Genomic DNA, 11,976 nt, shown 5'->3' with positions numbered 1-11,976 from the left:
GGGCACACCGAGCCTAAGCGAGGTGCCGAGTGGTGGGGCAAGAGCGTTTTGCTTACTTTTGCGCTGTTCAAAAGTGACCCGCTGTAAGAGCGGAACCATAGGAGGCCGTTACCTAAATAAAGGATATGTACCCCATCTACCCCACACCAATCATCCCCCAGCCTTATCGCGCACCATTCACCCCCAGCCGTATTTATTGTGACCCCAGGCCCCGTGCCTGACACTCAACCCATCCACCCCTAACCACCCCTGGAGTCCCCAATGAGTGAGCCTGTGCAGTTCCAAGACAAGGTCGTGATCGTCACCGGTGCCGGCGGCGGACTAGGCCGCGCCCACGCACTCCTGTTTGCCAGACACGGAGCCAAAGTGCTGGTCAACGATCTTGGCGGCTCAACCCAGGGCGAAGGCGCCAACGCCTCGGCGGCCGACCGCGTAGTGGCCGAAATCCGCGAAGCCGGCGGCATCGCCGAGGCCAACCACGACTCCGTCACCGACGGTGACAAGATCGTCCAGAACGCCCTCGACGCCTTCGGCCGCATCGACGTCGTGGTCAACAACGCCGGGATCCTGCGGGACAAAACCTTCCACAAAATGGAAGACAGCGACTGGGACCTGGTCTACCGCGTACACGTCGAAGGCGCCTACAAAGTCACCCGCGCCGCCTGGCCCCATCTGCGTGAACAAGCCTACGGCCGGGTGATCTTCACCGCCTCCACCTCCGGTATCTACGGCAACTTCGGCCAGTCCAACTACGGCATGGCCAAGCTCGGCCTGTACGGCCTGACCCGCACCCTGGCGCTGGAAGGCCGCAAGAACAACATCCTGGTCAACGCCATCGCCCCCACCGGCGGTACACGTATGACCGAAGGCCTGATCCCGCCGCAAGTCTTCGAACGCCTCAAGCCGGAATTGATCAGCCCGCTGGTGGTGTACCTGGGCAGCGAGGCGTGTCAGGAAACCTCCGGGCTGTTTGAGGTGGGCGGCGGCTGGATCGGCAAGACCCGCTGGGAGCGCAGCCTGGGGGTTGGGTTCGATCCTGAAGCCGGGTTCTCCCCGGATGATGTCGCCGCCCACTGGCAGCAAATCTGTGACTTCGACGGGGCCGCTCACCCCAAGGACAACATCGAGGCCTTGAAGGAGATGATGGCCAACCTGCAGAAGTACAGCCTGTGATCATTACGTGAAAAAGTTTTAATCAAGCGGGGCGCCATGGCGCCCCGCTTTATTTCAGGCATAAAAAAAGCCGCTGCAAAGGCAGCGGCTGAAGTAAGACGTTTGATCAAGGAGCAATAAATCAACGTCAGTGAACACCGGTAACAGATTGAAAATATTGATCAATCCATAAAAAACTGGCTGTTCTTCCAGATTCTGGAAGCGGGCGGTTTGCCCTGAAAGCCAGGCAAGAATAGGCTTTTGTTACAAAATGAAAAATAGCGATTCGAGACAAGGACTGTTACCAAACCCGCAACAGTGGCAATAACACCTCATCCATCCTCCTGATAATCCTTCATCCATCTCGTCCATGGCCTCTCCAAGACCCCGGCCAGAGCGCCCTCTCATCCTTTCGAGCGACAACACGAATACCTCCTTGGTGCGCTTATCGCTCCTGATCGCGGGCAGTAGGGTGGGGCCTTCTGTCACACCACCGGGGAAGACGCATGACAAAAACAACAATGCGCGCCATCTTCAGGCCACAGGCGCTGGCCGCTGCGGTTGCTTTGGGTTGCTGTGCCCAGGCGCAGGCTGTTTCGTTCAACATCGGCGAGATCGAAGGGCAATTCGATTCCTCGCTGTCGGTCGGTGCCAGCTGGGGCATGCGCGATGCCGACAAGAAGCTGGTGGGCATTCCCAACGGCGGAACGGGCCAGGCTTCCACCGGCGATGATGGTCGCCTGAACTTCAAGAAGGGCGAGACCTTCTCCAAGATCTTCAAGGGCATCCACGACCTGGAACTCAAGTACGGCGACAGCGGCGTGTTCGTGCGCGGCAAGTACTGGTACGACTTTGAACTGCAGGACGAAGACCGCGAATTCAAGCAGATCAGCAATAACCACCGCGACGAAGGCGCACGCTCTTCCGGCTACGAATTACTCGACGCGTTTGTCTATCACAACTATTCCATCGGCGATTTGCCGGGCAACGTGCGCGTCGGCAAGCAGGTGGTCAGTTGGGGGGAAAGTACGTTCATCGGCAACTCCATCAACAGCATCAACCCCATCGACGTTTCCGCGTTCCGCCGCCCTGGCGCCGAGATCAAGGAAGGCCTGATTCCGGTCAACATGGTGTTCGCCTCCCAAAGCCTCACCAACCAGTTGAGCGTGGAAGGTTTCTACCAGTTGAACTGGGAAAACACCGTGGTGGACAACTGCGGCACCTTCTTCGGTAACGACGTGGTGGCCCATGGCTGCAACGGCAACTACACCGTCGGCAGCCCGGCGATTGCACCATTGCAACCGGTAGCGGCGGCGTTTGGCCAGGGCTTCCAGGTTACGAAAGAAGGCGTAGTGGTGCAGCGTGCAAAAGACCGCGAGGCGCGCGATGGCGGCCAGTTCGGCATGGCGTTGCGCTGGCTGGGGGATGACACCGAGTACGGCCTGTACTTCATGAACTATCACAGCCGCACGCCCACCGTCGGTACCATCACCGCCAACACCAACCTGGCAACCATTGGCGCTATTGCCAACGCGGCCAACGGGATCGCCCCGGGTACCGGGGCCGGCCTGGCGCAAAGCACGATGCTCGGTCGCGGCCAGTATTACCTCGACTACCCGGAAAACATCCGCCTGTTCGGTGCCAGTTTCTCCACCACCTTGCCCACCGGCACCGCCTGGACCGGCGAAATCAGCTACCGCCCGAATGCTCCCGTACAACTCAACACCACCGACCTGACGCTGGCCCTGGTCAACCCGATTGCCGGCAACGCCGCTTCACCGATCAGCAGTTCCTTCGGCGCCGACAACGCCGGCTACCGCCGCAAGGAAATCACCCAGATCCAGAGCACCATGACCCAATTCTTCGACCAGGTACTGGGCGCCGAACGCCTGACCCTGGTGGGCGAGGCGGCCTTTGTGCACGTCGGCGGGCTGGAGGCGAAATCCAAGCTGCGTTATGGCCGTGACTCGGTCTACGGCCAATACGGTTTCGGCGGCGACACCGATGGGTTTGTCACGGCCAACTCCTGGGGTTATCGCGCCCGGGCCATCCTCGATTACAACAACGTATTCGCCGGGGTCAACCTCAAGCCCAACGTGTCGTGGTCCCAGGACGTCAGCGGCTACGGCCCCAACGGCCTGTTCAACGAAGGCGCCAAGGCCATCAGCGTCGGCGTGGATGCGGACTACCGCAACACCTACACCGCGAGCCTGAGCTACACCGACTTTTTTGGCGGTGACTACAACACCCTCACCGACCGCGACTTCATCGCCCTCAGCTTTGGCGTGAACTTCTGATTTGGCTTAAGTAAGGACAAGAGACTATGCGCAAGATGATTCTGCAATGCGGGGTGTTGGCCCTGAGCCTGTTGGCCGCCAACGTGATGGCCGCAGTGTCGCCGGAAGAAGCGGCTAAGCTCGGCACTACCCTGACCCCGGTGGGCGCCGAGAAGGCCGGTAACGCCGATGGTTCGATCCCGGCATGGACCGGTGGTATCCCGAAAAACGCCGGGGCGGTGGACAGCAAGGGTTTCCTCGCTGACCCGTTCGCCAATGAAAAGCCGCTGTTCGTGATCACCGCCGCCACGGTCGACAAATACAAGGACAAACTCTCCGAAGGCCAGGTGGCGATGTTCAAGCGCTACCCGCAAACCTACAAGATTCCGGTGTACCCGACCCACCGCACGGTCAACCTGCCGCCGGAGATCTACGAGTCGATCAAGCGCAGCGCGCTCAACGTGCATGCGATCAACGACGGCAATGGCCTGGAGAACTTCACCGGCAACCGCTACTACGCCTTCCCGATTCCGAAAAATGGCGTCGAAGTGCTTTGGAACCACATCACCCGTTACCACGGCGGCAACCTGCGCCGCATCATCACCCAGGCCACGCCGCAGACCAACGGCAGCTACACGCCGATCCGTTTCGAGGAAGAAGTGGCCGTGCCGCAACTGATCCCGGACATGGACCCGGTCAAGGGCGCCAACGTACTGACCTTCTTCAAACAATCGGTGACCGCCCCGGCGCGCCTGGCCGGCAACGTACTGTTGGTGCATGAGACGCTCGACCAGGTGAAGGAACCGCGCCTGGCCTGGGTCTACAACGCCGGCCAGCGCCGGGTACGCCGTGCGCCGCAAGTGGCCTACGACGGGCCGGGCACTGCGGCCGACGGCCTGCGCACCTCGGATAACTTCGACATGTTCTCCGGCGCTCCCGATCGCTACGACTGGAAGCTGGTGGGCAAGAAGGAGATGTACATTCCCTACAACAGCTACAAGCTCGATTCGCCGACCCTCAAGTACGACGACATCATCAAGGCCGGCCACATCAACCAGGACCTGACCCGCTACGAACTGCACCGGGTCTGGGAAGTGATCGGCACGGTCAAGCCGAGCGAGCGGCACATCTACGCCAAGCGCCACATGTACATCGACGAAGACAGCTGGCAGGTGGCGCTGGTGGACCACTACGACGGCCGCGGCCAGCTGTGGCGTGTTGCTGAAGGTCACGCGCAGTTCTACTACGACCATCAGGTGCCGGCCTACACCGTCGAAACCCTGTACGACATCATCGCCGGGCGCTACATCGCCCTGGGCATGAAGAACGAAGAGAAGAGCAGCTTTGTGTTCGGCTTTGCGGCCAAGGCGGCCGACTACACGCCGGCAGCATTGCGCTCGGAAGGCGTGCGCTAAAACCTGATTGAAATACGGTCAAACTGTGGGAGCTGGCTTGCTCGCGAAGGCGGTCTGTCAGTTAAAGCATCAGTGACTGATACACCGCCTTCGCGAGCAAGCCCGCTCCCACATTTACGGTGTTCCACCTTTAGAACGAGTGCCGGGTGGCCTTTTGGCTCCCGGCTTTTTTATGCCCGCCAATCAGCCTGCTGAATACTCCTCAACAACCGCCAGCCACAGGACTAGGGTAGGGCGCACGCCGCCTAATAATAAAAAACAGGGACGCAGTTATGACCGCCATGACCCGTTGTCTGGATCGTCCTGGATTCATGCCACGCTTGTCTCCCCATCATCTGTTGCGCCCGCGCCTGGCCGTGCCGCTGCTCAACGCCACGGCACGGGTGAAGTTGCTCTGCGCCCCGGCCGGCAGCGGCAAGAGTGCATTGCTCGCCGAGTGCGCGTTGCAGGCGCCTTCGCAGTGCCAGGTGTACTGGTTGCCGCTGAATGGCGTGGCCTCGGATTTGTGTCAGCGCCTGGCGCAAAGCCTTGGCCTCGACTTTGTTGATGAGCCCACGTTGCTGCTGGCCCTGAACCGCTGGCAAGCGCCGGCCTGGTTGTTTCTCGATGACTTCTGCCGCGTGCCGGCGCCTGAACTGGATGGGTTGCTTGACCGCATTCTGGCCGCCAGCAGCCCGGCCTTGACCTGGTGGATCGGCGCGCGGCGGCGGCCGGCCTGCAACTGGCCCCGGCTGTTGCTTGATGATGAACTGTGGGAATGCAGCGCTGCCGAATTGGCGTTTGACCCCAGCGAAATCCAGCACTTGGCCGGTTCCAGCGCCGACAAGGTGTTGCAGTTCAGCGCCGGCTGGTGCGCCGGAGTGCGTATCGGATTGCTTGAAGGCGACGGGCACCCGGACAAAACCTTGCTCGACTACCTGCAACACGAGTTGTTCACGGGCCTGGCGCCGGAATTGGCCGAGGCCTGGCGCGTGCTCGCGCACCTGCCACGCTTCAACCCGAGCTTGTGTGACCACCTGTTCGGCTTTGGTGACGGTGGCGACTACCTGCGAGACTTGCAGACGCTGGGCGCCTTTATCGAGCCCTGGGAGGAGTCCACCGACTGGCTGCAAGTCTTCCCGCCACTGGCCCAACTGATGCGCGCCGAACCCTGGCCAGCCAGGCGCTCCTGGCACCGGCGCGCGTGCCAATGGTTTACCGCCGCCGAGGACTGGCAAGCAGCGTTTGAGCAAGCGTTGCAGGCCGAAGAGTACGAAGTGGCTGTAAGCCTGTTGCAGCATTTCAGTTTTGAAGACCTGTTCCGCCAGCAAAATGCGGTGCTGTTGTTGCGCCTGCATGAGCAGCATGGTGATGAATTGATGCTGGGCTCGGCGCAACTGGTGGGCTTGGTAACGGCGGCGTTGCTGTTTGCCGGGCGTTTCGACCAGGCGGCGTTGTGCATTGACCAACTGGCGCGTTTCACTCCGCAACCGACCGCGCACCTGCAGCGTTATCTGCTGGCCCGCTGGCAGGCGCAATGGGGCTGGCTGTTGCATCTGGGCGGCGAAGCCGCACGGGCCCGGGAGCATTTTCTCGAAGCCCTGCAAGACTTGCCCGAGAGCGCCTGGACGTCGCGCCTGATGTGCCTGTCGGGCCTGACCCAGCAAGCCTTGCTGCGTGGCGAGCTGGATGTGGCCCAGGCGCTGAACCGCGAGGCGTTGTGCCTGGCGCGCTCCCACGGCTCACTGCTGTTGGAGGCATTGTTGGAGCTCGATCATGCGCAGTTGCTGGAGCAGCGCGGCGCGCCGTATCGGGCCCAAAGCCTGCTGGAGAATGTGCAGCGCATGCTGGTGCAACAGCGGCTTAAAGCCGGGCCGTTGATGGGACGGATTTGCTTGCGACGTGGGCACCTGGCGCTGCGCCAGGGCCACGACGGCGTGGCCGCCGAATGCTTCGAATCCGGCCTGGGCATGTGCCTGCACAGCCAGGACAAACGCGTGCTCTACGGCTACCTGGGACTGGCGCTATTGGCCGCCAACAAGGGCGATTACGCCCAGGCGTTTATCCAGTTGCGCGACGCTGAACGCCTGATGCAGCAACGCCAGGTGCCCGACACCGTCTATCGCGCCGTATTGCTGTTGCTCAGCGGGCATTTCTGGCTGCAACAGGGTCGCGCCGAACTGACCCTGGAGGCGGTGACCCGGGTGCTGCGGCACTACCGTGGCCCCAAGGCGAAACAAGCACCGCCGGCCACCCTGGAGTTGATCCCCAGGCTTGAATATTTGCAGGTGCTGGCCGAAGTGAAATTGCATCGCGCCGAAGAGCCTGTCGCCCGCCTGAGTGCGTTACTGGAGGCCGCCCGTCAGCGGGGCATGCTGTGCCTGGAAGCGGAGTTGCACTTGGTGCTGGGGGAAGTGGCCTGGCAAGTCGGCGATCGCCCGTTGGCCGTGCGCTCGCTGGAAGCCGGATTGGAACTGGCGGGGCGTTGCCAGGTACAGCAGGCGATTCGCGAGCTGCGCCTCAGGCAACCGGGGTTGTTGAGTGCATTGGGGCTGGAACCGCAGGAATGCCCGGCGGCGGCGGGGGAAAATCCCCTGAGCCAGCGCGAGCTTGAGGTGCTGCAACTGATTGCCCAGGGCAATTCCAATCTGGAAATTGCCAGCCAATTGTTTATCTCGCTGCACACGGTAAAAACCCATGCGCGGAGGATTCACAGCAAGTTGGGGGTGGAGCGGCGTACCCAGGCAGTGGCCAAGGCCAAGACGCTGGGCTTGATGGCTTGAAGCCATGCACTATTCGTCAAACAATGACGATCAAATGTGGGAGCGGGCTTGCTCGCGAATGCGGTGTATCAGTCACTGATGCTTTAACTGACAGACTGCATTCGCGAGCAAGCCCGCTCCCACATTTTGTTCTGTTGGGTGCCTGATACTGAGCGTTACGGCTGATAACCCATGCGCCAACTCACCGCCTGGGTCGCCGCCAGCAAACGCTTCGCCGCCGGGCCGTCTTCATCGGCATGGAACAGCGACGTCGGCCCCACCACGGTCAACACCGCCGCCACTTGCCCGACCGCGTTGAACACCGGCGCCGACAACGCGTCCACACCCGGCATCAGCAAACCATGCACAAAGTGCAAGCCGCGCTGGCGGATCTGCTCACAGGTGGTCGCGTATTCCTGGTCATCCGCCAACGCATGGGCAACGCCCGCCTGAATTTCCCGCTCGCGCAACTCCACGGTTTCCCGCGACGGCAGGAACGCACTGAACACCAGCCCGGTGGACGAACTGAGCAACGGCAACACCGAGCCCAATTGCGTGACCACCGTCACCGCGCGCACCGCCGGCTCGATATGCACCACCGTCGCGCCCTGGTTACCCCAGACGGCCAGGAAGCAGGTTTCATTCAACTCATCCCGCAGTTCCGCCAGGGGCAGGGCGGCGACTTTCAGCACGTCCATGCTGCCCAGCGCGGCCAGCCCCACGCGCAAGGCTTCGCGGCCCAGGCCGTAATGGTTGGTGGCGGTGTTCTGTTCGGCAAAACCCGAGGCAATCAGCGCCTGCAAATAACGGTGGACCTTGCTCGCCGGCATTTGCACGTGCTCGGCCAGACGCGACAACGAGGTGGCCGGCGACAGTTCAGCCAGGGCCTTGAGGATGTCGGTGCCCACTTCAGCCGAGCGGACTTTCTGTTTACCGGTGTCGCGGGGGACGGGCGGCTTTTCCATGGAGGGCATGAATCCGAAAGACGAATGGGCGTCTTTATAGCTTGACGGTCAACAGGTATCAAATTACGTTATGCGTAACTGGATTACGATAAAAACAACTTCCGCTCAGAGGACGATCCATGACCCTCGAATACCAATCGGGTTTTGGCAATGAATTTGCCACTGAAGCCTTGCCCGGTGCATTGCCCGTCGGCCAGAACGCCCCGCAGAAAGCGCCCTACGGGCTGTACACCGAACTCTTTTCCGGCACCGCCTTCACCATGGCCCGCAGCGAAGCCCGGCGCACCTGGTTGTACCGCATCCAGCCGTCGGCCAATCACCCGGCGTTCGTCAAGCTGGAGCGGCAATTGGCCGGTGGACCGCTGGGCGCTGTGACGCCCAACCGCCTGCGCTGGAACCCGCTGGATATTCCGGGTGAGCCGACAGATTTCATCGATGGCCTTGTAGGCATGGTCGCCAATTCCGGATCGGAAAAACCCTCGGGCATCAGCATCTACAACTACCGCGCCAACCGTTCGATGGACCGCGTGTTCTTCAACGCGGACGGCGAACTGTTGGTCGTTCCCGAACAGGGCCGCCTGCGCATTGCGACCGAACTGGGTGTGCTGGAAGTCGAGCCACTGGAAATCGTCGTGCTGCCCCGCGGCCTGAAATTCCGCGTCGAACTGCTGGATGCCCTGGCCCGCGGTTACGTCGCCGAGAACCATGGCGCGCCACTGCGCCTGCCGGACCTTGGTCCTATCGGCAGCAACGGCCTGGCCAACCCACGGGATTTCCTCACGCCCGTCGCCCATTACGAAGACCTCAAGCAACCGACCACGCTTGTGCAGAAATTCCTCGGCGAACTGTGGGGCTGCCAGCTCGACCATTCGCCGCTGAACGTGGTGGCGTGGCACGGCAACAACGTGCCGTACAAATACGACCTGCGTCGTTTCAACACCATCGGCACCGTGAGCTTCGATCACCCGGACCCGTCGATCTTCACCGTATTGACCTCGCCCACCAGCGTGCACGGCCTGGCCAACCTCGACTTCGTGATCTTCCCGCCCCGCTGGATGGTCGCCGAAAACACCTTCCGGCCACCGTGGTTCCACCGCAACCTGATGAACGAATACATGGGCCTGATCCAGGGTGCCTACGACGCCAAGGCCGAAGGCTTCGTGCCCGGCGGCGCGTCGTTGCACAGCTGCATGAGCGCCCACGGCCCGGATGGCGAGACCTGCACCAAAGCCATCAACGCGACGCTTGAGCCCCACAAGATTGATAACACCATGGCGTTCATGTTCGAGACCAGCCAGGTGCTGCGTCCTACACAGTTCGCGCTGGAATGCCCGCAGCTGCAACCTTCCTACGACGCTTGCTGGGCCTCGCTCCCTGCAACCTTCAACCCGAATCGGAGATAACCCATGACTCAGCCTAATCTCACCCGCAGTTGGGTGGTTTCCGCCAACGGTCACCGGGATTTCCCGCTGCAAAACCTGCCGTTGGGGGTGTTCAGCGTTAATGGCTCGGCACCGCGCAGTGGCGTGGCGATTGGCGAGCAGATTCTTGATCTGCACGCCGCGCTGGAATGCTTTGAAGGCGAAGCCCGCCGGGCCGTTGAAGCCACCGCTGGCGGCCAACTGAACGCATTTTTCGAACTCGGCCGTGGCCCGCGCGTGGCCCTGCGCGAACGCCTGCTGGAACTGTTGGCCGAAGGCAGCGAACAGCAAGGCAAACTGCAAGCTGCGCTGCGCCCGGCTGCCGATTGCCAGATGCACCTGCCGGCCAGGATCAACGACTACACCGACTTCTACGTGGGCATCGAGCACGCGCAAAACGTCGGCAAGCTGTTCCGCCCGGACAACCCGCTGCTGCCCAACTACAAGTATGTGCCGATCGGTTACCACGGCCGCGCGTCGACGATTCGCCCGTCGGGCACCGAGGTCCGCCGCCCGAAAGGCCAGACCCTGCCAGCCGGCCAGACCGAGCCGACCTTCGGCCCTTGCGCTCGCCTGGACTACGAGCTGGAGCTGGGCATCTGGATCGGCCAGGGCAATGCCATGGGCGACTCGATTGCCATCGGCGACGCGGCTGATCACATCGCCGGTTTCTGCCTGCTCAACGACTGGTCGGCGCGGGATATCCAGGCTTGGGAATACCAGCCGCTGGGCCCGTTCCTGTCGAAGAGTTTCATCACCAGCATTTCGCCATGGGTGGTGACGGCTGAAGCCCTGGAACCGTTCCGCAAGGCACAACCGGCACGCCCTGAAGGCGACCCGCAACCACTGCCATACCTGCTGGACAAGCGCGACCAGGTGGCCGGTGGTTTTGATATCGAACTGGAAGTGCTGCTGACCACCGCCTCGATGCGCGAGCAGAACCTGCCGGCCCATCGCCTGACCCTGAGCAACACCCAACACATGTACTGGACCGTCGCGCAAATGGTTGCGCACCACAGCGTCAACGGCTGCCAGTTGCAGGCGGGTGACCTGTTTGGTTCGGGCACCTTGTCGGGGCCTGAAGCCGGACAATTCGGCAGCCTGCTGGAAATCACCGAGGGCGGTAAAAAGCCGATCGAACTGGCCTCCGGCGAGGTGCGGAAATTCCTTGAAGATGGCGACGAAATCATCCTGCGTGCCCGCTGCACCCGCGACGGTTTTGCCTCCATCGGCTTCGGCGAATGCCGGGGTACCGTGGTCGCGGCGCGCTGAGAGGGCAGGGCCATGGAACTCTATACCTACTACCGCTCCACTTCGTCCTACCGGGTGCGGATCGCGCTGGCCCTCAAGGGCCTGGACTTCACCGCCGTGCCGGTCAACCTGCTGGTGCCCAAGGGCGGCGCCAACCATCAGCCGGAGTATCTGGCGATCAACCCGCAAGGTCGCGTGCCGGCCTTGCGCACCGATGAGGGTGATGTGTTGATTCAGTCGCCGGCAATCATCGAGTACCTGGAGGAACGTTATCCACAGGTGCCGTTGCTCTCCACGGATCTGGCAACCCGCGCCCATGAGCGCGCGGTGGCGTCGATCATCGGTTGCGACATTCATCCGCTGCACAACTCCAGTACCCAGAATCTGCTCAAGCAATGGGGGCACGATGAAGCGCAGGTGCTGGAGTGGATCGGGCACTGGATCAGCCAGGGCCTGGCGGCGGTTGAGCAGTTGATTGGTGATCAGGGTTATTGCTTTGGCGAGCAGCCGGGGATGGCGGATACGTTCTTGATTCCACAGTTGTATGCGGCCGAGCGGTTCAAGGTGTCGCTGGCGGCGTACCCGCGCATTCAGCGGGTGGCGGGGTTGGCGGCGCAGCATCCGGCGTTCATGGCGGCTCATCCCGCCAACCAACCGGATACCCCATAAATCTCCAGGCTCACACCGGCCAAATGTGGGAGCGGGCTTGCTCGCGAATACGGTGTATCAGTCAGCAGATGTATTGACTGGCGTAC

General features: G+C 61.8%; 8 protein-coding genes. 7 read left to right on the top strand and 1 reads right to left on the bottom strand.

The window, feature by feature from the left end:
* The first annotated feature begins 261 nt into the window (after positions 1 to 261).
* The 4 genes from AC3WKX_RS33295 to AC3WKX_RS33280 all read left to right on the top strand — a co-directional run bounded on the left by AC3WKX_RS33295 (position 262) and on the right by AC3WKX_RS33280 (position 7,605).
* Positions 262 to 1,173 carry an SDR family oxidoreductase gene (locus AC3WKX_RS33295; RefSeq protein WP_008438591.1) on the top strand — a complete coding sequence of 304 codons (912 nt, stop codon included), beginning with the start codon at positions 262 to 264 and terminating at the stop codon, positions 1,171 to 1,173.
* Between the two features lie 485 nt (positions 1,174 to 1,658).
* A complete protein-coding gene (locus tag AC3WKX_RS33290) occupies positions 1,659 to 3,449 on the top strand; it encodes a DUF1302 domain-containing protein (RefSeq protein WP_023659149.1) in 1,791 nt (596 codons plus the stop codon).
* A 26-nt stretch (positions 3,450 to 3,475) separates the two neighbouring features.
* Positions 3,476 to 4,843, top strand: a complete 1,368-nt coding sequence (locus AC3WKX_RS33285) for a DUF1329 domain-containing protein (protein WP_003212808.1) — start codon at positions 3,476 to 3,478, stop codon at positions 4,841 to 4,843.
* Positions 4,844 to 5,115: 272 nt separating this feature from the next.
* Positions 5,116 to 7,605 carry a LuxR C-terminal-related transcriptional regulator gene (locus tag AC3WKX_RS33280; RefSeq protein ID WP_102605169.1) on the top strand — a complete coding sequence of 830 codons (2,490 nt, stop codon included), beginning with the start codon at positions 5,116 to 5,118 and terminating at the stop codon, positions 7,603 to 7,605.
* Between the two features lie 155 nt (positions 7,606 to 7,760).
* On the opposite strand, the gene AC3WKX_RS33275 is transcribed toward AC3WKX_RS33280, so the two are convergent.
* Complete coding sequence (locus AC3WKX_RS33275; RefSeq protein ID WP_102605170.1) at positions 7,761 to 8,549, bottom strand: IclR family transcriptional regulator; 789 nt, start codon at positions 8,547 to 8,549, stop codon at positions 7,761 to 7,763.
* A gap of 119 nt (positions 8,550 to 8,668) precedes the next feature.
* On the opposite strand from AC3WKX_RS33275, the gene hmgA reads away from it, so the two are divergent.
* The 3 genes from hmgA to maiA are packed head-to-tail and all read left to right on the top strand — an operon-like array spanning position 8,669 to position 11,890.
* The gene (gene hmgA / locus AC3WKX_RS33270) at positions 8,669 to 9,952 is read left to right on the top strand and encodes a homogentisate 1,2-dioxygenase (protein ID WP_102605171.1); all 1,284 of its coding nucleotides are present in this window, start codon (positions 8,669 to 8,671) and stop codon (positions 9,950 to 9,952) included.
* 3 nt (positions 9,953 to 9,955) lie between these two features.
* Entirely contained in the window at positions 9,956 to 11,242 is a 1,287-nt protein-coding gene (gene fahA, locus AC3WKX_RS33265; protein WP_102605172.1) for a fumarylacetoacetase, read from the top strand.
* A 12-nt stretch (positions 11,243 to 11,254) separates the two neighbouring features.
* Positions 11,255 to 11,890: a maleylacetoacetate isomerase gene (gene maiA, locus AC3WKX_RS33260; protein WP_008438576.1), complete on the top strand. Its 636-nt coding sequence runs from the start codon at positions 11,255 to 11,257 to the stop codon at positions 11,888 to 11,890.
* The last annotated feature ends 86 nt before the right edge of the window (positions 11,891 to 11,976 follow it).

It is taken from the genome of Pseudomonas sp. GP01-A4 (genome assembly GCF_058780865.1).
The sequence above is the reverse complement of the archived record's forward strand: the minus strand, read 5'-3'. Positions and strand labels throughout refer to the sequence as shown.

Coding starts and splice junctions, on each gene's coding strand:
- maiA (WP_008438576.1), top strand. CDS start 11,255: ATGGAACTCTATACCTACTACCGCTCCACTTCGTCCTACCGGGTGCGG.
- AC3WKX_RS33295 (WP_008438591.1), top strand. CDS start 262: ATGAGTGAGCCTGTGCAGTTCCAAGACAAGGTCGTGATCGTCACCGGT.
- AC3WKX_RS33290 (WP_023659149.1), top strand. CDS start 1,659: ATGACAAAAACAACAATGCGCGCCATCTTCAGGCCACAGGCGCTGGCC.
- fahA (WP_102605172.1), top strand. CDS start 9,956: ATGACTCAGCCTAATCTCACCCGCAGTTGGGTGGTTTCCGCCAACGGT.
- AC3WKX_RS33280 (WP_102605169.1), top strand. CDS start 5,116: ATGACCGCCATGACCCGTTGTCTGGATCGTCCTGGATTCATGCCACGC.
- AC3WKX_RS33285 (WP_003212808.1), top strand. CDS start 3,476: ATGCGCAAGATGATTCTGCAATGCGGGGTGTTGGCCCTGAGCCTGTTG.
- hmgA (WP_102605171.1), top strand. CDS start 8,669: ATGACCCTCGAATACCAATCGGGTTTTGGCAATGAATTTGCCACTGAA.
- AC3WKX_RS33275 (WP_102605170.1), bottom strand. CDS start 8,549: ATGGAAAAGCCGCCCGTCCCCCGCGACACCGGTAAACAGAAAGTCCGC.